We start from the raw sequence: 22,218 nt of genomic DNA, 5'->3' as shown, positions 1-22,218 counted from the left end.
GGGTGCTAATTAACACCCCGCCACCGCCGTTGTACCCGATGATGCTTCCTTCCCTGGAAGCATCATCGGGTACTACGTCGGCAGGTCAGGTCAGCGCAGACCGAACGCCTTCACGACCTCCTGCGTGACGGCGTTGCCGGCATCGCACGAGGGTGACATCCGGTCACGATTCGGGCGAAGGTTCCCCGGGCGCCTTGACACCGTGACCGCGCCGGTCGTGCGATGAGAGCGAGACCGGGGCGCAAGGACGCGCCAGGCCGGTGACGCGCGCCGCGCGCACCGACCCCCCACCGGCCCGAGGGCGTAGGGGTGAGGCAGATGCGAGGAGCTCCCAGGACGTCGGCTGTCGCCGCGGTCGCGGCCGTGGCGGCGTTGGCGCTGGCCGCGTGCGGCGGCAACGGCGGTGAACCGGAGAGCAGCGGCAGCGGCGGCGCGGACGAGGTGGAGGTCTTCACCTGGTGGGCGGCCGGGTCGGAGAAGGCCGGTCTGGACGCGCTGGTCAAGGTCTTCGACGAGCAGCACCCGGACGTGACGTTCGTCAACGGGGCCGTGGCCGGCGGCGCGGGGTCGCAGGCGAAGGACCTGCTGCAGACCCGCCTGCAGGCGCAGGACCCGCCGGACACGTTCCAGGCCCATGCGGGCGCGGAGCTGCAGGACTACATCGACGCCGCGCAGATCGAGCCCGTCTCCGACCTCTACGACGAGTTCGGGCTCACCGACGTCTTCCCGCCCGACCTCATGGACCGGCTCACCGCGGACGACGGCGAGATCTACTCGATCCCGTCGAACATCCACCGCGCCAACGTGGTGTGGTCCAACCGGCAGGTGCTCACCGACGCCGGTCTCGACCCGGACGCCACGTACTCCGACCTCTCGTCGTGGATGGACGACCTGGCCACGCTGAAGAAGGCGGGCGTCACGCCGCTCGCCGTCGCGCAGGCGTGGACGCAGGTGCAGCTGCTCGAGACGGTGCTGCTGGCCGACCTGGGTGCGGAGGGCTACTCCGGGCTGTGGGACGGGTCGACCGACTGGAAGGGCCCGGAGGTCACGGCGGCGCTGGAGGACTTCGAGACCCTCATGGGCTACACGAACACCGACCGTGACGGCCTGGACTGGCCGGAGTCGCAGCAGCTCGTCATCGACGGCAAGGCCGCGTTCACCGTGATGGGCGACTGGGCGGAGGCGTCGTACGAGGAGCAGGACCAGGAGCTCGGCACCGACTACTCGGCCTTCGCCGTCCCGGGCACGGACGGCGTCTTCGACTTCCTCGCCGACTCGTTCACGCTGCCCGTGGGCGCCCCGCACCCCGACGGGGCCAAGGCGTGGCTCGAGACGGTCGGGTCGGCCGAGGGCCAGGAGGCGTTCAACAAGGCCAAGGGCTCCATCCCGGCCCGCACGGACGTCGACATGTCGACCTTCGGCGAGTACCAGCAGTCCGCGGCCGAGGCCTTCAAGAGCGACACGATCGTGTCCTCGCTGGCGCACGGGGCCGCGGTCCCGGTGGCGACGCTCACGGCCATCACGGACGCCACGAGCAAGTTCACCTCGGGGGCGTCCAACCTGGCGGCGTTCCAGTCGGAGCTGGCCGCCGCGAACGCCGGCTGAGGCGCCGATGGCCACCGCCACGCGCAGGCGGGCGGGGGTGCGCCGGGCGGTCCGCCGCGCCGGCGCTCCCCTGCTCCTGCTGCTGCCCTCGCTGATCCTGGTCGGGGTGTTCGTCTACGGCCTCATCGTGGCGAACGCCCGGCAGTCGACCACCGACAACCACACGGCCGCGCAGGCGACGGGCCAGGCACCGACGACGGGCGTGGGGCTGCGCAACTACCTCGACCTGCTGGGCAGCGAGGAGTTCCAGCACTCGCTCACCAACCTCGTGCTGTACACCGTGGTGTTCCTCGTGGGCACGATGGTCATCGGCTTCCTGTGGGCCTGGCTGCTCGACAAGCCGCTGCGTGGCGAGGGGTTCTTCCGGTCGATCTACCTGTTCCCGATGGCGGTCTCGTTCATCGCGTCGGGCGTGGTGTGGCGGTGGCTGCTCAACTCCAACCAGGACGAGCAGGCGTCCGGCCTCAACCGGCTGTTCCAGATGATCGGCCTGGACGCGCTGCAGAACAACTGGTGGAACAACGTGTCCGTGGGGATCGTCGCCATCGCGATCCCCGCGATCTGGCAGCTCTCCGGCTACGTGATGGCGCTGTTCCTCGCCGGCTTCCGCGGCATCCCCGTGGAGCTGCGCGAGGCCGCCCGGGTGGACGGCGCGAGCGAGTGGAAGCTGTACCGGCACGTGCTGTTCCCGCAGCTGTCGCCGATCGCGCTGTCCGCGCTCATCATCATCGGCCACATGTCGCTCAAGGCGTTCGACCTCATCATGTCGATCTCCAAGCCGGCGAACTACCAGACCAAGGTGCCCGCCGTGGACATGTACGTGTTCAAGTCGGCCTTCGACTACGCGAACGCGGCCGCCGTCGGCACGATCCTGCTGGTCATCGTGGCGATCGTCATCGTGCCGTACCTGGTCCACACGCATCGGCAGGACAAGCGATGACCGCCGTCGTCGAGGAGGCCGGGCGCCCTATCGACCTCGGGCGCCGCTCCGCGCCGCGCGGCCGGTTCACCGTGGGGCGCACGCTGCGCTACCTGGTGCTGCTCCTCTTCGTGCTCGTGGTGCTGGTGCCGGTGTACGTGCTGCTCGTGACCAGCTTCAAGGGGCCGGGCGACGCCGCCCCCACCCGCGCGTGGAACCTGCCGCAGGTGTGGACGACCGCCAACTGGGAGACGGCGTGGTCCACCCTCTCGCCCGCCATCGCGCGCACCGTGCAGATGGTGGTGCCGGCCGCGCTGATCTCGGCGTTCCTCGGGTCGCTCAACGGGTTCGTGCTGTCGCGGTGGCGGTTCCCCGGGGCGGACCTCGTGTTCACGCTGATCCTGTTCGGCATGTTCATCCCGTACCAGGCGGTGATGATCCCGCTGAACCAGCTGGTGCTCGGGCTGGGCGTGCCGAGCGGCGTCCCCTCGCTGATCCTGCTGCACGTCGTCTACGGCATCCCCATCACGACGCTGATCTTCCGCAACTACTACATGACAGTGCCGCAAGAGCTGGTCGAGGCGGCGCGCGTCGACGGCGCGGGGATGCTGCGCACGTACGCCTGGATCGTGCTGCCGATCTCCGTGCCGAGCTTCGTCGTCGTGCTCATCTGGCAGTTCACCTCGGCGTGGAACGACTTCCTGTTCGCCGTGTTCTTCTCCTCCAGCCAGAACGGGCCGGTCACCCTCGCGCTGAACAACCTGGCGAACGGCGCGCTGCTGCAGGACTACGGCGTCTCGATGGCGGGCGCGCTGTTCGCGTCGCTGCCCACGCTGCTCGTGTACGTGCTGCTGGGCCGGTACTTCATGGGCGGCCTGATGTCCGGGTCGGTCAAGGGCTGAGCGGACCGCGGGGGCCTGTGGACAAACGCGGTCGGGTGTCGGGAGCACCGGGCAGGCTGGGGGCATGACGACGACCACCGGCCAGGAGCCCGACGCCCCGCCCGTCGCCGCCCGCTGCTTCGGCGACGGCGACCCGCTGTACGAGGCGTACCACGACACGGAGTGGGCGGTGCCCGTGCACGGCGAGGCCGCGCTGCTGGAGCGCATCGCGCTGGAGGGGTTCCAGTCCGGCCTGTCGTGGATCACCGTGCTGCGCAAGCGCCCCGCGTTCCGGGAGGTGTTCCTCGACTTCGAGCCCGAGCGCGTCGCCACCCTCGGCGAGGACGACGTCGAGCGGCTCCTCGGCGACGCCCGGATCATCCGCAACCGGCAGAAGATCGAGGCCACGATCGGCAACGCGCGCGCCGTGCTCGCCCTGCACGACGCCGGCCGCACGCTCGACGAGCTGTTCTGGTCGTTCGCTCCCCCGCCCCGCGAGCGCCGGCTCGGCGCCTGGGACACCGTGCCGGCCAGCACTCCCGAGTCGGTGGCCCTCGCCAAGGCGCTGAAGAAGGAAGGCTTCCGCTTCTTCGGCCCGACGACGGCGTACGCGGCCATGCAGGCCTGCGGGCTCGTGGACGACCACCTCGCGACGTGCCCGGTGGTCACCGGCCGCCGGTCAGCGGCGGGCGGCGCGGCGTAGGGCGGCGAAGGCCCCCGTCGACCACAGCGCGAGCGCGACGAGAGCCGGCTGGAAGAACAGCCGGACGAACCGCTTGGCGTCGGTGTCGAGGCCGAACCCGTCCTTCCGTTCGAGCCACTGGCCGACGTTCCCGGGAAAGATCACGACGAAGAACGCCGCGACGACCAGCCCGACCGCGACCTTCCACCGGGAGAGCGCGACGAGCGACCCGCCCAGCACGATCTCCACGACCCCGGACGCGAGGACGGTGACGTCCTCGTCGACCGGGAACCAGGCGGGGACCTGGGCACGGAACTCCTCGCGGGCGACCGTGAGGTGGGTGATCCCGGCACCGGCGAGCGCCACACCGAGCGTGACCCTCCCGATCCGGCGAGGTATCGACGTCGGCTCCGGTCGCACGAGCTCCTGCAGGTCCATCCGGCGATGCTCGCAGCAGCGCGGGAACGACGCACCCGCGCGACCGGCCGGGCCGCCGTCGACGGGCGGCCGGCCGCGCCACCTGGTCCACTGTCCGCATGACCGGGTTCTGGTGGGGTCTGCTGGGCAGCTCGTCGCTGCTGATCGGTGCGGCCCTCGTCCTGTGGCGGACGCCGAGCCGTCGGCTCACGGGCCTCATCATGGCGTTCGGCGCGGGGGTGCTCATCAGCGCGGTGGCGTACGACCTGGTCGAGGACGCCTCGCGCGCGGCGAGCGGCTGGGTGCTGCTCGCGGGCCTGGCCGCCGGGGCGCTGACGTTCTTCGTCGGCGACCTGCTCATCGACCGGCGCGGCGGCCAGGACCGCAAGCGGTCCACGGGCGCGCAGTCGGCGGGGTCGGGCGGCGCGATCGCACTGGGCACGGTGCTGGACGGCATCCCCGAGTCCGTGGTGCTGGGCTCGACCCTGGTCGGGGGTGGCGGGGTGAGCGTCGCGGTGCTCGCCGCCGTGTTCATCTCCAACCTGCCCGAGGCGATGTCCGCGACCGTGGGACTACGGCAGGCGGGCACGTCCACCGCGCGGCTGGCGCTGCTCTGGGGCGGCACCACCCTGGTGTCCGCCGTCGCGGCCGGGGTGGGGTACGCCGCGCTGGGCAGCGCGGACCCGGTGACCATCGCCGTCGTGCAGGCCTTCGCCGCCGGCGCCCTGCTGACCATGCTGGTGGACACGATGATCCCCGAGGCCACCGAGTTCGGCGGCCCGGTCACCGGGCTCGTCACCGTGCTCGGGTTCGCGACCGCCTTCGGGCTGTCGGCGCTGGGCTAGGGTCGGGGCCGATGATCGCCCTCGCTGCGCACCGCCCGGAGTTCGCCGACGAGTTCCGCGCCGAGGCCGCGCGGCTCCGGGGCACCCTGGGCGACCGGGTGACGGCGGTCGAGCACATCGGCAGCACCGCGGTGCCCGGGCTGGTCGCGAAGCCGATCCTCGACCTGGCAGCCCGCGCGGCACCCGGCGTCGACCCGTTCGGGCTGGGCGACGACGTCGCACCCCTCGCCTACTGGCGGATCGCGCACGGCCCGAGGAACCACGGCGTCTACGTGCGGGAGCGCGACGGCGCGCGCACCCACATCCTGCACGTCTTCGCCGACGACGTCTGGGACACGTGCCCGCAGCGGCTGTTCCGCGACCGGCTGCTCCACGACGCGACGGCGCGGCGCCGGTACGGCGAGCTCAAGACGCGCCTCGCGGCCGAGCTCACCGACGGCCGGGAGTACACCGCCGGCAAGCGCGCGCTCGTCGAGGAGCTGCTCAACGCCGAGCGCGCGGCCCGCGGGCTGCCGCCGACGACGGCCTGGGACAAGTAGGCCCGGCCGCCGCCGGAGGTCCGCCCGTGCGTCAGACCGCGGCCCGGTCCGCCTCCTCGACGGCGGCGACCTGCTGCTGCACCTCCCGGACACGGGCGACGTCGAGCTTCTCGGAGCGGTCGAAGCGGTACACGCCGTTCTGCTCCTGGAACACGTCGGTGAGCTGGGTGTAGCAGTAGCCGAACATCAGCGGGTCGCCGAGCAGCACGTCGGTCAGGCCGCGGAACCGGGCGTGGAACCCCTCCTCGTCGGGGACGCGCTGGCCGTAGCCCCACGACTCGGCGGTGTCGTTCCCCGCCGCGGCGGCCGCCGCCTCCGGGTTCCACCAGATGCCGCCGTACTCGGAGACGAAGTACGGCTGGCCCCGGTACGGGAGCGACATCGCCACGTCGTCGCGCCGGTTCTCGTACGGCGCGCCGTCGGCCAACCCCGCCATCTGACGGGCGAACGCCGCCGGGTCCTGCTCGTAGCTGTGCGAGTCCCACACGTCGGTCTCGAGCACGCGGTGCGCGTACCCGCTGGCGTCGATCACCGGGCGCGACGGGTCAGCGAGCTTGGTGGCGAGGAACATGCCGCGGGTGACGTCGTCGAGCACGGTCATCCGGTCGTGCAGGTCCTGGTGCGTCTCGTTGAGCGGGCACCAGCCGATGATCGACGGGTGCGAGTGGTCCCGCTCCAGCACCTCGAGCCACTGGGTCGTGAACGACGCGGTGGGCTGCTGGTTGTGACCGACGGTGCCCTGCCCGCTCACGCCCCAGTCGCCGAACTCGCCCCACACGAGGTAGCCGAGCCGGTCCGCGTGGAACAGGAACCGCTCCTCGAAGACCTTCTGGTGCAGGCGCGCGCCGTTGAAGCCGGCCTGCATCCCGAGCTCGATGTCGCGCACGAGCGCGGCGTCCGACGGCGCCGTCATCAGCGACTCGGGCCAGTACCCCTGGTCGAGCACCAGCCGCTGGAAGACGGCTCGGCCGTTGATCCGCACGGCCTGGCCGTCGATCGCGACGGACCTCAGGCCCGCGTAGGAGTCGACGGCGTCGACGAGCGCGCCGTCGCCGTCGCGCAGCTCCACGCGCAGGCCGTACAGGTGCGGGTCCCCCGGGCCCCACAGGCGCACGCGGCCCTCGGGGACGACGACGCGCAGCGCGGGCGCGAGGTCGACGTCGGCGCGCGCGGTCTCGGACGCCACGACACCGTCGGCGTCGGTGAGCGTCGCGATGACGGTGTGGCCGGGGCGGTTCGCGGTGAGCGGCAGCACGACGTCGAACGCGCTGCTCGCCACGTGCGGCGTGACGCGCGGACGGCGCAGGTGGGCGCCCGGCACGGGCTCCAGCCACACCGTCTGCCAGATGCCGGTGGTGCGCGTGTACTGGCAGTGCGTGTTCGCGTACCAGGTGGCCTGCTTGCCGCGGGCCTGCCGGGCCTCGCGCGGGTCGCGGGCCCGCACGACGACGGTCACGGTGTCGCCGGGCGCCGCCACGCCGTGCAGGTCGGCCGTGAAGGGCGAGAACCCGCCGCGGTGACGCACCACCTCGGTGCCGTCCACCCACACGGTGGTGTCGTGGTCGACGGCGCCGAAGTGCAGCAGCACGTGCGTGTCGTCGCCGGCGACGGCGGCCCACTCGGCCGGGACGGTCACCTCGCGGCGGTACCAGACCGCCTCGAGAAAGTCGGTGTCCCCGATCCCGGACAGCTCCGACTCGGGCGCGAACGGCACGGTGATGGTGCCGGCGAGCCCGCGGTCGCGCAGACCGCGTTCCAGTCCCGAGTCGCCGCGGTCCAGCTCGAACTGCCACGTGCCGTTGAGGTTGAGCCAGCGCTCGCGCACCACCTGCGGGCGCGGGTACTCCGGTCGCGGCACGGCGGTGCCCGGGTGGGCGGAGGGCGGGTCGAGGTGGGTGAGGTGGTCTGCCATGGCGGCTGCTCCGTCGCGGTCGGCGTGGTCGATGGTCCGGGCTGATTCAACCTCCGTGATCCGAAAAACGCAACGTTGTACCACCCGGCGTCTGCGACATGGCGCCGTCAGCCCTGTCGACGGGAGCTCTCACGGACGAGCAACCGGTGGGGCACGACGACGTCCTCGGGCGCCCCTCCGGTGCGCTCCACCTGCGCCACCAGGCGGCCGACGGCGGCCTCCGCGACCCCTCGCACGTCCGGCGCGATCGTCGTGAGACCCGGGTTGGCGTAGCGGCCGTCCTCGGTGTTGTCCCAGCCCACCACGCCGACGTCCTCCGGCACCCGGACGCCGTTCGTGCGAAGCGCGTGCATCGCCCCGAGCGCGAGCAGGTCGTTGCCGCACACGAGGCCGTCGATCTCGCCCGCACGGGGCAGCACGTCCTCGACGGCGCGCGCTCCGGACCGTCGGCTGTAGTCCGCCACCGGGAGCAGCCAGGGAGGCCGCACCTCGAGCCCGGCCGCGCGCAGCTCCTCGACGAACCCGCGCTGGCGGGGGGCTCCCGACCGCTCCGGCACGTCGGGTTCCGCGCCCAGGAAGGCGAGCCGGCGACGCCCGGTCCCGAGCAGGTGGCGCGTGGCCTCCCGCGCGGCGGCGACGTTGTCGATGCTCACGTGGTCGGTGGTCAGCGCCCCGCCGGGGTGCCAGGGCCGCTCGCCGAGCAGCACCATCGGCGTACTGCCGCGCAGCTCGTCGACGTCGTCGAGGCTGAGGTCGAGCGGGCTGAACACGATGCCGTCGATGAGACGCACGTCGAAGCCGCGCGCCACGAGGCGCTCGGCCTCCGGGACCCCGCGGGTCTCGTCGATCAGCACCCGGTAGCCCCGCGCCGCCGCCACCTCGATCGTCTCGTGAGCGAGGGTCGAGAAGTAGGGCGAGTCGATCTGCGGCACCGCCAGCGCGAGGATCCCGGTGCGCCCCTGGCGCAGCTGACGGCCGGCGAGGTTGGGCCTGTAGCCGAGGTCGGCGATGACCCGTTCGACCCGTCCGCGGGTCGCCGCGCCGACCCGGCCCGTGCCGTTCACGACGTTCGAGACCGTCTTCCACGACACCCCTGCGGCCGCCGCGACGTCCTTGACCCCCGGCGGCTTCGTCGTCGTGACGGCCGGGCTCCCCGTGCTCGTCGTGCCGTCGTCGTCCACTCGTCCTCCTCGCCGTCGGTCCCGGACCGGGTCCGACGCAAACGGCGCGCCACCCCTTGACGAGAGGTGCCGCGGTAGTTCATCGTGATCCAACGTTAGATCGCAACGTTGCACCAATGCTCGACCATGACGTGTCAGCAGACGCTGTGTCGACGACGACTCAGAAAGACGGACCACGTGACAGTGACCGGTGAGACGGCTCCGGCGGCCCCCTCCGCCGCACCCACCCGTGCCAGCAACCCACGAAGCGCCCGATCCCGTCGCCGTGAGGCGGGTGCGGGGTTCGCGTTCTTGTCGCCGTGGTTGGTGGGTTTTGTGGTGCTGACGGCGTTCCCGATGGTGGCGTCGTTGTATCTGGCGTTCACGGACTATGACTTGTTCAGGCCGCCGTCGTGGGTGGGGTTGGAGAACTTCACGAAGCTGTTCGAGGACCCCAGGTTCTGGACGTCGGCGAAGGTGACGGCGATCTATGTGCTGGTCGGCACGCCGATCAAGCTCGCCGCTGCCCTGTTGGTCGCGATGGTGCTGAACATGAAGCACCGGGGTCAGGGCGCGTACCGGTCGATCTTCTACGCCCCGTCGCTGATCGGCGCGAGCGTGTCGATCGCGATCGTGTGGAAGGCGATGTTCATCGATGACGGCATCGTGGACCGGATCCAGCAGCTGTTCGGGCTGCCGGCCGGGGGGTGGGTGGGTGACCCGTCCAAGACGATGCCGATGTTCGTGCTGCTCGCGGTGTGGACGTTCGGCGCCCCGATGGTCATCTTCCTCGCCGGGCTGAAGCAGATCCCCGCGGAGCTGTACGAGGCCGCGTCCGTGGACGGCGCGGGCCCGGTGCGCAAGTTCTGGCGGATCACGATCCCGATGCTGTCCCCGGTGCTGTTCTTCAACCTGCTGCTGGAGACCATCGGCGCGTTCCAGGTCTTCGGGTCCGCGTTCATCATCTCCGGCGGCACGGGCGGCCCGGCGGACTCGACCCTGTTCTACACGCTGTACCTGTACATCAAGGGCTTCGCCCAGTTCGACATGGGGTACGCCTCGGCCATGGCCTGGGTCCTGGTCGTCGTGGTCGGTGTGATCACCGCGATCCTGTTCAAGACCTCCAACGCCTGGGTCCACTACTCCGGAGACAACCGATGAGCGCGCACATCACGACACCGCCGCTGTCGAACCAGGCGGCCGCCACAGGAATCGCCACCGGGGACGGGTCGTCCCGCCCGGCCGGCCCGATCGACACCTCGCTGCGCAAGGCGGCCAAGCGGCGCAAGGGGGTCCGGTCGCTCGGGTTCCACGCCTTCATGGTCATCTGCACGATCGTGGTGCTCTACCCCGCGGCGTGGATGCTGATGAGTTCGTTCAAGCCGTCCAACGAGATCATCGGGAACATCAGCCTGTGGTCGGACAACCTGTCGCTGTCCAACTTCGCGACCGCGTTGTCCGGGATCGGCGGGGTCGGGTTCTGGACCTTCTTCGGCAACTCCATGATCCTGGCCGTCGCCTCCGTGGTCGGGGTGGTGCTGTCCTCCACCGTCGCGGCCTACGCGTTCGCGCGGATCGACTTCCCCGGCCGGGGCATCTTCTTCGCGATCATGATCGGCACCCTGCTGCTGCCGTTCCACGTCGTGATCATCCCGCAATACATCATGTTCAACGAGCTCGGCATGGTGAACACCTTCATCCCGCTGCTGGCACCGAAGTTCCTCGCCGGCGAAGCGTTCTTCGTGTTCCTCATGGTCCAGTTCATGCGCAACCTGCCCCGCGAGCTCGACGAGGCCGCCCGCATCGACGGCGCCGGCCACGGCCGCATCTTCGGCTCCATCATGCTGCCCCTGATGCGCCCCGCGATCATCACCAGCTCGATCTTCGCGTTCATCTGGTCCTGGAACGACTTCCTCGGACCCCTGCTCTACCTCAAGAAGCCCGACCTCTACCCCCTGCCCATCGCGCTACGCCTCTACGTCGACCAGACATCCGTGTCCGACTACGGCGCCCAGATGGCCATGGCCGTCCTCGCCCTGCTACCCGTGATGATCTTCTTCATCCTCTTCCAGCGCTACATCGTCGACGGCGTCGCCACCCAAGGCCTCAAGGGCTGAGGATGGTGGACGGCACGACGACGGAAGGGGTGGCCATGGCGGCAGGGGGCCGGCGAGAGCGAGGTCGCGACCGGCGGCGGAAGACCGCCGCCGGGGGTGAGACCAAGACGGGAGCCGCGCTGGCGCTGTTCGCCGAGGTGGTGCTGGCCGGTGTGCTCGTCGCGGTGGGCAGCCTGCTGCTGGTCACCGCCGTACCCTCCCTGGCGGCGGGCGTGGCGCACGTCCGCCGCCAGGTGACCGGCCACGACGTCGGCGTGAGCCGGTTCGTCCGCGACTGGTGGGCCGCGGTCCGGGCGCTGTGGCCGCTCGGCGTCGCCGCCGTCGGCGTCGCCCTGCTGCTGGCCCTCGACTGGCAGCTCGCGCGGGCGGACGTGCTGCCCGGCGCGAGCGTCGTCGCGGTGGTGGTCGCCGTCGCCGCGGCCGCCGTCGTCGCGGTGCTGGCCCGTGCGGCCGGCGCCTGGGCCGAGTCCACCGGCGGGCAGTACGCCGGGGCCCGCACCGCGCGGCAGGCGCTGGCCGTGGGCGTGCAACGCACGCAGGACGACCTGACCGGCTCCGTGCTGGTCGCCGTGGCGGCCGCCCTGTGCGTCGTCTTCGTGTGGATGCTGCCGCCGCTCGTGCTGGTGGTGGGGGGCCTGCTGGCCCTGGCCGTGGTGGGCGTGGAGGCCCGCCGCGGCGGCCGCGCCGACGTCTGACCCGCTCGCGCCCGCCGGGCGCGCCGGCACCCGCATGTGTCGCGCGCGCCCGACGGACGGTGTCCGATCCCGAGTTGCAACGATGCAGGAAGGAACATGCCATGCGAACGACCAGAACCACCGTGGGAGCCGTCGCCGCGCTGACGGCGGGCGTGCTCGCCGTCAGCGGCGTGCCGGCCGCCGCCCAGCCCGCCCCGTCGGGGGGCGCCGGGGGGACCGGGGGAGTGCAGCTGGAGCACCTCGACCGGGGGCTGGTCGCGGCCTCGACGAGCGAGGGCGTCTTCCTGTCCTGGCGGCTGCTGGGTGACGAGGTCACCGGCCACACCGACACCGGGATGGCCGGGCCGGGCTTCGCCGTCTTCCGCGACGGGAAGCGGGTCGCCACGGTCACGGACTCCACCAACTACGTCGACACCGAGGGGACCGCGGCCTCGCGCTACGCCGTCGCGCCGGTGACCCAGGACAAGCACGGCAGAGAGCGCGTCGGCACGCGCAGCGCCGCCGTCACCGCCTGGTCGGACGACCACCTCGACATCCCGCTGAACAAGCCCGCCGACGACGTCACGCCGCTGGGCGAGCCGATCACCTACTCGGCCAACGACGCGTCCGTGGCCGACCTGGACGGCGACGGCGCGCTGGAGATCGTCGTCAAGTGGTACCCGTCGCGCGCCAAGGACGTGTCGCAGAAGGGGTACACGGGCAACACGTACTTCGACGCGTACGAGCTGGACGGCACGCAGCTGTGGCGCATCGACATGGGCGTGAACGTCCGCTCGGGCGCGCATTACACGCAGTTCCCGGTGTACGACTTCGACGGCGACGGGACCGCCGAGGTCATGATGAAGACCGCGCCCGGGACCAAGGTCACGACCTACCGCCACGGGAAGCCGGCGAACGAGCGCTACGTGCCGATCGCGAAGGCGGACCGCAAGGCCGGCGTCACGGACGACTCCGACTTCCGCTGGAGCGCCGCGGACTACGCCGACCACCTCGTGGAGCTGTTCCAGGGCTGGGCGGCCGAGCCCGAGGTCGTGAGCGGCCAGTGGCCAGCGACGATCGAGGCGGCGCTCGGCATCGAGCCGCGCTACGACTACCCGCTGTCCGAGGCGGACGCGCGCGAGCTCGTCGACTACTACGTCGACGAGTGGGCACCCGCCCGCTCCGACCGCAACGACCTGCGCACGTTCGACGGCTTCGTCCTCACCGGTCCGGAGTACCTCACCGTCTTCGACGGCCGCTCCGGCAAGCCCCTGGACACCGTGGACTACGAGCCCGGCCGCACCGACGACGGGCTGCGCTGGGGCGACTACGAGTGGACCCGGATCGAGCCGGGCAACCGCGTCGACCGGTTCCTGTCCGGGGTCGCGTACCTCGACGGCGAGCACCCGTCGGCGATCTTCGCCCGCGGGTACTACACGCGTGCCGCGATCGTGGCCTACGACTGGGACGGCCGGAAGATCAGCACCCGCTGGACCGCCGACTCCGGCTTCAAGCCGATGAACAACCCGTTCCTGGACAGCGAGAACAAGGGCGTCCAGCCCGACCCGGACCAGCCGCTCACCCAGCTGTGGGGGCAGGGGTTCCACTCCCTGTCCGCGGCGGACGTGGACGGCGACGGGAAGCAGGAGATCGTCTACGGGTCGGCGACGCTCGACGACGACGGCACGCTGCTGTACTCGTCGTCCGACACCCTCCCGGAGGGGTCGTCGAACCCGGGCGCGACGGCGAACCTCGGCCACGGCGACGCGATGCACGTCACCGACATCGACCCGGCCCGCCCGGGCCTGGAGATCTGGACCTGCCACGAGGGCGGGGCGGGCGTGCCCTACGGCTCGGTGCTGCGCGACGCCGCCACCGGCGAGGCGATCTTCGGCGCGTTCTCCGGCAAGGACACGGGGCGCTGCCTGACCGGCGACGTCGACCCCACCCCCGGCATCGAGGTCTGGGCGTCCATGCCCGACGGCACCGACGCGTCCGGGCTGCTCAGCGCCACGGGGGAGCAGCTGCGCGCCACCACGCCGGGCACCAACCAGACGGTGCGCTGGGCCGCAGACGGCACCACGCAGATCGTCACGGGCTCGCGCGAGCAGACCCCGCAGATCGTGGACGGCGACGGCACCGTGCGCCGCACGCTGGACGGCACGCTGACGAACAACGACACCAAGGGCAACCCGTCGCTCGTCGCCGACGTGCTGGGCGACTGGCGCGAGGAGGTGCTGGTGCGCACCGCGGACTCGTCCGCGCTGCGGGTCTACACCTCCACCGAGGTGAGCACCACGACGATGTACACCCTGCTGCACGACCCGCAGTACCGGGCCGAGGTGGCCCGGCAGCAGACCACCTACAACCAGCCGTCGTACCCGGGGTTCTACCTGGCCTCCGACACTGACTGGTCGCAGGTGCCCGTCCCGTCGCTGAGGTAGTCCGTCTCCTGCTGAGGTAGTTCCTTTCTCGCCGAGGTAGTGGACCAGACCGCTACCTCGGCGAGATTCGAACCACTTCGGCGAGGCCCGTACCACCTCGGCAGAGAGAAGCACTCATGAAGGTCACGATCCTCGGCGCCGGCGCGATCGCCGGCGCGCACGTCGATGCCGTCCGCGCCCTCGCCGCGCACGGCGGCCCGGACGGCGTCGAGGTCGCGCACGTCGTCGACGTCGACGCCGGCCGCGCCGCCGCGTTCGCGGCCGAGCACGACGTGCCGCACCACGGCACCGACCTGCAGGCGCTGCTCGACGCCGGCGAGGTCGACGTCGTGCACGTCTGCACGCCGCCGTCGGTGCACCTGGGCGCCGCCGTGGCGGCGCTGCGGTCCGGCGCGCATGTCGTCGTGGAGAAGCCGGCGGTGCTGTCGCTGGCGGAGGCCGACGCCCTGGCGGCGGCGGAGCGGCAGGCGATCGACGCCGGCCTGCCGGGGCGGTTCACCCAGATCGTGCAGCACCGGTTCGGCGCGGGGATCCAGCGGCTGCGCCGGCTGCTCGACGACGGGACGCTCGGGCCCGCGTACGTGGCGCAGTGCGACACCCTCTGGTTCCGCACCCCGGACTACTTCGCCGTCCCGTGGCGGGGCCGCTTCGACACCGAGGGCGGCGGCACCACCATGGGCCACGGCATCCACCAGTTCGACCTGCTCCTGGCGGTGCTCGGCCCGTGGACCGAGGTGCGGGCGATGGCCGGCCGGCTCGCCCGGCACACCGACACCGAGGACGTCTCGACGGCGCTGGTGCGGTTCGCGAGCGGCACGATGGCGACGATCACGAACTCCGCCATCTCCCCCCGCCAGACGTCGCGCCTGCGCTTCGACACCGAGGCCGCGACCGTCGAGCTGGAGCACCTGTACGGGTACGACGACACGAGCTGGACAGTGACCCCCGTGGCCGGTCGGGACGACGTCGCCGAGGCGTGGGCGGCCGACGTCGCGGCGTCGGCAACCTCCGTCGACGGCGGCGCGAGCGGCCACCTGGCGCAGCTCGTGCCCACCTACCGGGCGCTGGCCGCCGGGCAGACACCGCCGGTCACCGTGGCGGACACCCGGGCCACGCTCGAGCTGGCGGCGGCGATCTACAAGTCCGCCTTCACGGACGCCACGGTCCGCGCCGGCGAGATCGTCGAGGGCGACCCGTTCCACGCCTCCATGGCCGGCACCGGCACCCCCTGGCCGCCCGTGAGCTGACCCCGTGAGGGTCGTGGCAGCGCCCGCACCATCTCCTGGACGTGACGGCTGACACGCCCTGAGACGGGTTTGACCCGGGCGTCCGGCCCGCTGTTAACGTGACCACGCTCACACGAGCCCGGGGCACCCGCCCCGGCCCGACGTCACGACGAAGTGGGGACGGATGCGACAGGTCACGAGACGGGAGCTCCTCGGCTGGGGGCTCGCCGGGGGAGCGTCGGCGCTGCTCGCCGGGTGCGCGACGCCCGGCACCACGTCGGTCAACGCCCAGCCGGTGGTGCCGGCGGCGGCGGGGGAGAAGGTCACGCTCACGTACTGGGCCTGGCTCAAGGACCTGCAGAAGGTCGCCGACATCTGGAACGCGAAGAACCCGGACGTCCAGGTGCAGGTCTCCTGGATCCCCGGCGGCAACGACGGCGGGTACCAGAAGATGTACTCCGCCCTCGCGGCGGGCGGCGGGCCCGACCTGGCGCAGGTGGAGATGCGCACCGTGCCGGAGTTCATGCTCGTCAACGGGCTCGTCGACCTGGAGCGGTACGGCGTCTCCGAGCACGCGGACAAGTTCGACGAGACGCTGTGGAGCCAGGTGAGCTTCGCCGGCGGCGTCTACGGCATCCCGCAGGACTCCGGCCCGGTGGGCATGTACTACCGGCCCGACCTGTACGAGCAGGTGGGCGCCGACGTCCCCACCACGTGGACCGAGTGGGCGGAGGTCGCCCCCGCGTTCCGCGAGATCGACGCGTACATCGACTCCTTCCCGCTCGACGACACGTCCGTGTTCACCGCGCACGCCATGCAGGCCGGGGCCACGTGGCTCCGCAGCGCCGAGGACGGCTGGGTCATCGACATGGCCGGGGAGGTCACGCTCGACGTCGCGCGCTTCTTCGACCAGGTCATCGACGACGGCCTGGTGACCACGGCCGCCAACCCGTACACGCCCGGCTGGTACGCCGCCGCGGCGCACGACCAGATCGCGTCGCTCGTGAGCGCGAGCTGGGGCGACGCGCTGCTGCAGAGCGTGAGCGGCGCGGAGGGCAAGTGGCGCGTGGCGCCCGCCCCGCGCTGGGACCACGGCTTCGGGTCGTCGTTCATCGGCGGCTCGACGTCGGCGGTGCTCGCGAACAGCCGGCACCCGAAGGAGGCGATGGAGTTCGCCGTCTGGATGAACACCGACCCGGAGGGCATCGACGCGATGATCAAGTACTCCGGCATCGGGTGGTCGCCGGCCCGCGACTACATCGGGGCGGCGCGCGAGGAGCCGAGCGAGTTCTTCGGCGGCCAGCGCTACAACACCGAGGTCTTCCAGCCGGCCACGCAGGACCAGAACCCCGACTGGCAGTGGTGGCCCATCACGCAGCAGACGTTCAACATCCTGGGCGACGGGTTCCGGCGCAAGGCCACGGGCGGCACGCTCGTCGACGCCGTCGTCGCCGCCGAGGACCGGACCATCGAGGTGTTCCGGCAGAAGGGCCTGACGATCCGGAGGGCAGAGCGATGACCGCGAAGAAGGCGAGCACCGCCGTCGGGCGCGCGCCCTGGATCCTGGTGGGTCCGTTCCTGCTGCTGTTCCTGCTGACGTTCGTGCTGCCGATCATCGTGGCGATCGGGCAGAGCTTCACCACCGTCACCCGCGCCGGGCTGTTCGGCGAGCAGGGCGTCACCACCGGGTTCGCCTGGTTCGAGAACTACCGGATCGCGCTGGAGGACGGGAACTTCGTCGCATCGATCTGGCGGATGCTGCTGTTCGGCGTCGTGCAGGTGCCGGTGATGATCGTCGCCGCGACGGTGCTGGCCCTGCTGCTCGAGTCGGCCTCGGCGCGCTGGCCCGGTTTCTTCCGCGCCACGTACTTCATGCCGTACGGCATCCCGGGCGTCATCGCGACCATCCTCTGGTCGTTCCTCTACGTGCCCGGCCTGAGCCCGATCATCGACCTCACCGAGACGCTGTTCGGGTTCACGCCCGACTTCCTCGGCGCCGGGACGGTGCTGTGGTCGATCGCGAACATCGTCACCTGGACGTACGCGGGCTACAACATGCTCATCATCGTGGCCCAGCTCAAGGCCATCCCGCCGGAGATGTACGAGGCGGCACGGGTGGACGGCGCCGGGCCGTGGCGCACGGCGTGGAGCATCCAGCTGCCGCTGATCCGCCCCGCCCTGGTGCTCACCACCGTGTTCTCGATCATCGGCACGCTGCAGCTCTTCGCCGAGCCGCAGCTCCTCATGACCGTCTCGCCGGCGATCGACTCGCAGTACACGCCCAACCTGTCGGCGTACACGACCGCCTTCGCCTACAACGACTACAACGTCGCCGCCGCCCAGTCCGTGCTCATCGCGCTCGTGGCGTTCGCGCTGTCCTTCCTCTTCCTGAGGCTGACGAACAGGAGCTCGCGATGACCGCCGCCGTCTCCACCGCGCCGCAGCGCACCGACCCGACGGACGTCCCCGCCGCGACCCCCGGCGGTCGTCGTCGTCGCCCGGCGACGACGATCCTCGTCACCGCGATCCTCGCCGTCGTCGCGATCTACTTCCTCGTGCCCGTCTACTGGGTGGTCGTCGCCGCCTCGAAGACGACGGACGACCTCTTCGGCACGAACGGCTTCTGGTTCGGCAACTCCTTCGCGCTGTTCGACAACCTCGCCGCCGTGCTCACCTACGGGAACGGCGTCTTCATCCGCTGGTTCGCCAACTCGGTGCTGTACGCCGGGATGGGCGGCCTGATCGCCACCTACCTGGCGGCGGCAGGCGGGTACGCCCTGGCCAAGTACCAGTTCCGGGGCCGCAACCTCATCTTCGGGCTCGTGCTCGGCGGGGTGCTCGTGCCCGGCACGGCCACCGCCCTGCCGCTGTTCCTGCTGTTCAGCCAGCTCGGGCTCGCCAACACGTACTGGAGCGTGCTGATCCCGTCGCTGGTGTCGCCGTTCGGGTTCTTCCTGTGCCGCATCTACGCGGACGCCACCGTGGACACCTCCCTCGTCGAGGCCGCCCGCATCGACGGCGCGGGGGAGTTGCGCATCTTCCACACCCTGGGGCTGCGGATCATGACGCCGGCGCTCGTGACGGTGTTCCTCTTCCAGATCGTCGGCATCTGGAACAACTACTTCCTGCCGCTCGTGATGCTGAGCGACCAGGACCTCTACCCGATCACCCTCGGGCTCAACAACTGGAACAGCCAGACCGACCGGCTGCCCGAGTTCTACGAGCTCACCACCGGGGGCGTGCTGCTCTCGGTCATCCCGCTCGCCGTCGCCATGATCGTGCTGCAACGGTTCTGGCGCGGCGGCCTGACGGAAGGCGCCGTGAAGGCATGATCGCCGCATGACCCTGCTCTCCCCGCTCCCGCACGAGTCCACCGCGCCCTGGTCCGGGCGCGTCGAGCCGCCGCGGTCCGCGCCCGCCGGGGACGCCCCCCGCCTCTCTCTCGACGGCACGTGGGACTTCCGCCTCCTGGCGGGCGTGCCCGGCACGCCGGGCGCCCACGGAGTCCTGCCGGACGGCGAAGGGGCCGCGGACTTCGCGCGGCCCGGCTATGCGACGTCCGCGGACGCCGGGTGGGGCGAGCTCGCCGTGCCCGCGCACTGGGTCCTCGAGGGCGGCGGCGCGCACGGCCTCCCGATCTACACCAACGTGCAGTTCCCGTTCCCGGTGGATCCGCCGCACGTGCCGGACGAGAACCCGACCGGCGACTACCGCCGCGAGGTCGACGTGCCGACGTCGTGGACCGAGGGCGGGCGCGTGCTGCTGCGGTTCGACGGCGTCGAGTCGTTCTTCACGGTGTGGGTGAACGGCGAGGAGGTGGGCTCGGCGTCCGGCAGCCGGCTCGCCCACGAGTACGACGTCACCGACGCGGTGCGCCCGGGCACGAACACCGTGGCCGTGCGCGTGGTGCAGTGGTCGGCCGCGAGCTACCTCGAGGACCAGGACCAGTGGTGGCTGCCCGGCATCTTCCGCGACGTCACCCTGCTGCACCGCCCCGTGGGTGCGCTCGACGACGTCTGGCTGGACGCGGACTACGACCCCGCGTCGTCGGAGGGCATCCTCGTCCCGGAGGTGCGGGCGGACGCCGCCGCGTTCCCCGTACGGCTGCGGGTGCCCGAGCTCGGGGTCGACGTCGCGTGGGCGGCTCCCGAGGACGTCGCGCCCGTCTCCGTGGGCGCCGTCGAGCCGTGGTCGGCGGAGGAGCCGAACCTGTACGACGTGACGGTCGCGTCGGAGGGCGAGACGGTGTCGCTGCGCGTCGGGTTCCGGCGGGTGGAGATCGTGGGCGACCTGCTGCTCGTCAACGGTCGCCGGGTCGTGTTCTCCGGGATGAACCGGCACGAGACGCACCCCGACCGCGGGCGCGTCTTCGACGAGGAGCACGCCCGCGCCGACCTCGCGCGGATGAAGCAGCACAACGTCAACGCCATCCGCACCAGCCACTACCCGCCGCACCCGCGCGTCCTGGACCTGGCCGACGAGCTGGGCCTGTGGGTGATCCTCGAGACCGACCTGGAGACGCACGGTTTCGAGGCCGGCGGCTGGGTGGGCAACCCCAGCGACGACCCGCGCTGGCGCGAGGCGTACCTGGACCGCGTGCGGCGCACCGTGGAGCGCGACAAGAACCACGCGAGCATCGTGCTGTGGTCGCTCGGCAACGAGTCCGGCACGGGCAGCAACCTCGCCGCGATGGCGGAGTGGGTGCACCACCGCGACCCGTCGCGGCCCGTGCACTACGAGGGCGACTACGCCGGCGAGTACACCGACGTCTACTCGCGGATGTACTCGACGGTGCCGGAGACGGCGTCGATCGGTGGCGACGACCTGTCGCCCGTGCTCGGCTGCAGCATCGGCGACTCCGCCCGGCAGCGGTCCAAGCCGTTCCTGCTGTGCGAGTACGCGCACGCCATGGGCAACGGCCCGGGCGCGCTCGACCAGTACCGCGCGCTCGTCGACACCCACCCGCGGCTGCACGGCGGGTTCGTCTGGGAGTGGCGCGACCACGGCCTGCGCACCACCACCCCCGACGGCGTCGAGTACTTCGCGTACGGCGGCGACTTCGGCGAGGTGGTGCACGACGGGAACTTCGTCATGGACGGCATGGTGCTGTCCGACGACACCCCGAGCCCCGGGCTGGTGGAGTTCTGGCACGTCGAGCGGCCGGTCGTCGTGCGGCCGTCCGGCGGTCCGGCGTCGGGGGCCGTCGAGGTCTGGAACCGCCGTCACACCGCGGACACCGCCGATCTCGTGCTGCGCTGGCGGGTCGAGCACGACGGCGAGGTCGTCGCCTCGGGCAAGGACCTCACGCCGGTGGCGGCGGGGGAGCGGGCCGAGGTCGCGCTGCTCGAGCCGGCGTCGCTGCCCGAGGCGGGCCCGGGCGTGGAGGCGTTCCTCACCGTCGAGCTCGCACTGCGCGAGGCCGCGTCGTGGGCCGACGCCGGGCACGTCGTCGCGCGCGACCAGTGGGCGCTGCCGACCCGGGCCGCCGCCCGCACGCGTCGCCCGGCCGTGGCGCTCGCGGAAGCGCCCGTCGCGTTCCGCGGCCCGGAGCTGGTCGCGCTCGCCGGCGCGGACGTGTCCGCGCCGCGCGTCGAGCTGTGGCGCGCGCCCACGGACAACGACCGCGGCGCCGCGATGGGCAGCTACGACGCCGTCGACCCCACCACCCTGCCGTGGCGCGGCACCCCCGCGCCGCCGGTCGCGGACCGCTGGCGCCGCCAGGGCCTGGACCGGCTCACGCACCGCACCGTCGCGGTCGAGGAGTCGGCCGACCGGCTGCGGGTGCTGCGGCGGGTGTCCGCGGCGCAGAGTCGCAGGACGATCGACGTCGAGGAGACGTGGACCGCGGAGCGGGCCGCGGACGGCGTCGTCGAGGCGGTGCTGCGCGTCGTCCTCACCCCCGACGACCACTGGGACGACGTGTGGCCCCGGGTCGGAGTGCACCTGGCGCTGCCGACCGACGTCGACGGCGCCGGGTGGTTCGGGCTGGGCCCGCACGACTCGTACCCGGACGTCCGCTCCTCGGTCGTGGTGGGCCGCCACCGTGCGGGGATCGACGACCTGTCGGTGCCGTACGCCCGGCCGCAGGAGTCGGGCCACCGGTCCGAGGTGCGCGAGGTCGCGCTGGAGCGCGGCGGCCGGCCGTGGGCGGGCCTGACGCTCGGCCGCGACGCGCGCGGCCGTCTGCCCGGGTTCACGCTCGCCCGGCACTCGGCCCACGAGCTCTCCGCGGCGGCGCACCCGCACGAGCTACCCGTGCCCGAGCGGCACCACCTGTACGTGGACGCCGCCCAGCACGGCCTGGGCTCGCGCGCCTGCGGCCCCGACGTCTGGCCCACGGCGATGCTCCGCCCGCAGGCCCGCACGCTGGAGCTGCGCTGGCGAGCCCTGTGACTCCACGCGAGCCTCGGACGACGGACGACGATCGAGGGACGTCCCGAACCTGGGGCACTGGCCCCGAGGTGGTCTTCCTCAGCAACCCGCTCGCCGACCCGGTCGCCTGGTCTGCCGGGGTCCGTGAAGAGCTCTTGGCGCTCGGGTACCAGGTCACGACCTTCGCCCACCGTCCGGACGGCCTCGACTGGCGGAGCGTCGTCGCGTGCGTCGGGGACTTCGTCCGACGTCGACCCGAGCCCGTCGCGTTGGTCGGATGGTCGCAGGGCGCCGCGATCGCGCAGGAGGTCGCGCTGGCCGTGGGCGCGCGGGTGAGGGCCGCCGTACTGCTGGCCACCTACGGACGCCAGAACGAGATCGACAAGCTGCTCCAGGCATCGTGGGATCACCTCGTCGATGGTGGC

General features: G+C 72.0%; 19 protein-coding genes. 16 read left to right on the top strand and 3 right to left on the bottom strand.

Annotated features, from left to right (window positions below; genetic code table 11):
• The first annotated feature begins 318 nt into the window (after positions 1-318).
• The 4 genes from ACFWEK_RS05500 (at position 319) to ACFWEK_RS05485 (ending at position 4,108) form a co-directional block, all read left to right on the top strand.
• A complete protein-coding gene (locus ACFWEK_RS05500; protein WP_430553372.1) occupies positions 319-1,605 on the top strand; it encodes an ABC transporter substrate-binding protein in 1,287 nt (428 codons plus the stop codon).
• 7 nt (positions 1,606-1,612) lie between these two features.
• Positions 1,613-2,545, top strand: a complete 933-nt coding sequence (locus tag ACFWEK_RS05495; RefSeq protein WP_430547677.1) for a carbohydrate ABC transporter permease — start codon at positions 1,613-1,615, stop codon at positions 2,543-2,545.
• On the top strand, positions 2,542-3,426 hold the full coding sequence (locus ACFWEK_RS05490) for a carbohydrate ABC transporter permease (protein WP_430553371.1): 885 nt from the start codon (positions 2,542-2,544) through the stop codon (positions 3,424-3,426). Before ACFWEK_RS05495 ends, ACFWEK_RS05490 begins: the two co-directional genes overlap by 4 nt.
• A gap of 64 nt (positions 3,427-3,490) precedes the next feature.
• Positions 3,491-4,108, top strand: coding sequence for a DNA-3-methyladenine glycosylase I (locus tag ACFWEK_RS05485; RefSeq protein WP_430547679.1), 618 nt, complete (start codon positions 3,491-3,493; stop codon positions 4,106-4,108).
• Here ACFWEK_RS05485 and ACFWEK_RS05480 read toward each other — a convergent pair.
• A complete protein-coding gene (locus ACFWEK_RS05480) occupies positions 4,085-4,525 on the bottom strand; it encodes a DoxX family protein (RefSeq protein WP_429765212.1) in 441 nt (146 codons plus the stop codon). The genes ACFWEK_RS05485 and ACFWEK_RS05480 overlap by 24 nt on opposite strands.
• Before the next feature lie 98 nt (positions 4,526-4,623).
• Here ACFWEK_RS05480 and ACFWEK_RS05475 point away from each other — a divergent pair, with 98 nt between their 5' ends.
• Positions 4,624-5,349, top strand: a complete 726-nt coding sequence (locus ACFWEK_RS05475) for a ZIP family metal transporter (protein WP_430553370.1) — start codon at positions 4,624-4,626, stop codon at positions 5,347-5,349.
• An 11-nt stretch (positions 5,350-5,360) separates the two neighbouring features.
• Positions 5,361-5,888, top strand: coding sequence for a GrpB family protein (locus ACFWEK_RS05470; RefSeq protein WP_430553369.1), 528 nt, complete (start codon positions 5,361-5,363; stop codon positions 5,886-5,888).
• Between the two features lie 31 nt (positions 5,889-5,919).
• On the opposite strand, the gene ACFWEK_RS05465 is transcribed toward ACFWEK_RS05470, so the two are convergent.
• Positions 5,920-7,800 carry a glycoside hydrolase family 2 protein gene (locus tag ACFWEK_RS05465; protein ID WP_430553368.1) on the bottom strand — a complete coding sequence of 627 codons (1,881 nt, stop codon included), beginning with the start codon at positions 7,798-7,800 and terminating at the stop codon, positions 5,920-5,922.
• 107 nt (positions 7,801-7,907) lie between these two features.
• Positions 7,908-8,981, bottom strand: a complete 1,074-nt coding sequence (locus ACFWEK_RS05460; RefSeq protein ID WP_430553367.1) for a LacI family DNA-binding transcriptional regulator — start codon at positions 8,979-8,981, stop codon at positions 7,908-7,910.
• 126 nt (positions 8,982-9,107) lie between these two features.
• On the opposite strand from ACFWEK_RS05460, the gene ACFWEK_RS05455 reads away from it, so the two are divergent.
• The 10 genes from ACFWEK_RS05455 to ACFWEK_RS05410 all read left to right on the top strand — a co-directional run.
• Positions 9,108-10,121 carry a carbohydrate ABC transporter permease gene (locus tag ACFWEK_RS05455; RefSeq protein WP_430553366.1) on the top strand — a complete coding sequence of 338 codons (1,014 nt, stop codon included), beginning with the start codon at positions 9,108-9,110 and terminating at the stop codon, positions 10,119-10,121.
• A complete protein-coding gene (locus ACFWEK_RS05450; protein WP_430553365.1) occupies positions 10,118-11,077 on the top strand; it encodes a carbohydrate ABC transporter permease in 960 nt (319 codons plus the stop codon). The genes ACFWEK_RS05455 and ACFWEK_RS05450 overlap by 4 nt, the downstream gene beginning before the upstream one ends.
• Positions 11,078-11,112: 35 nt before the next feature.
• Positions 11,113-11,772 (top strand): hypothetical protein, encoded by a 660-nt coding sequence (locus ACFWEK_RS05445; RefSeq protein WP_430553364.1) that lies wholly within the window; start codon positions 11,113-11,115, stop codon positions 11,770-11,772.
• Positions 11,773-11,873: 101 nt separating this feature from the next.
• Entirely contained in the window at positions 11,874-14,195 is a 2,322-nt protein-coding gene (locus tag ACFWEK_RS05440) for a rhamnogalacturonan lyase (RefSeq protein ID WP_430553363.1), read from the top strand.
• Between the two features lie 116 nt (positions 14,196-14,311).
• Positions 14,312-15,442: a Gfo/Idh/MocA family protein gene (locus tag ACFWEK_RS05435; RefSeq protein ID WP_430553362.1), complete on the top strand. Its 1,131-nt coding sequence runs from the start codon at positions 14,312-14,314 to the stop codon at positions 15,440-15,442.
• 163 nt (positions 15,443-15,605) lie between these two features.
• Positions 15,606-16,940: an ABC transporter substrate-binding protein gene (locus ACFWEK_RS05430; protein ID WP_430548094.1), complete on the top strand. Its 1,335-nt coding sequence runs from the start codon at positions 15,606-15,608 to the stop codon at positions 16,938-16,940.
• Positions 16,937-17,839 (top strand): carbohydrate ABC transporter permease, encoded by a 903-nt coding sequence (locus ACFWEK_RS05425; protein ID WP_430548093.1) that lies wholly within the window; start codon positions 16,937-16,939, stop codon positions 17,837-17,839. Before ACFWEK_RS05430 ends, ACFWEK_RS05425 begins: the two co-directional genes overlap by 4 nt.
• Positions 17,836-18,753, top strand: a complete 918-nt coding sequence (locus ACFWEK_RS05420) for a carbohydrate ABC transporter permease (protein ID WP_430553361.1) — start codon at positions 17,836-17,838, stop codon at positions 18,751-18,753. The genes ACFWEK_RS05425 and ACFWEK_RS05420 overlap by 4 nt, the downstream gene beginning before the upstream one ends.
• A 7-nt stretch (positions 18,754-18,760) precedes the next feature.
• Complete coding sequence (locus tag ACFWEK_RS05415; protein WP_430553360.1) at positions 18,761-21,814, top strand: glycoside hydrolase family 2 TIM barrel-domain containing protein; 3,054 nt, start codon at positions 18,761-18,763, stop codon at positions 21,812-21,814.
• 68 nt (positions 21,815-21,882) lie between these two features.
• Positions 21,883-22,218, top strand: a 336-nt coding sequence (locus tag ACFWEK_RS05410) for an alpha/beta fold hydrolase (RefSeq protein WP_430553359.1), incomplete at its 3' end; no start/stop codon positions are given.

The sequence above is a fragment of the Isoptericola sp. NPDC060257 genome, from assembly GCF_042726645.1.
Lineage (GTDB): Bacteria > Actinomycetota > Actinomycetes > Actinomycetales > Cellulomonadaceae > Isoptericola > Isoptericola nanjingensis.
Note: the sequence above shows the minus strand (reverse complement) of the source record. Positions and strands in the feature narration are given on the sequence as shown.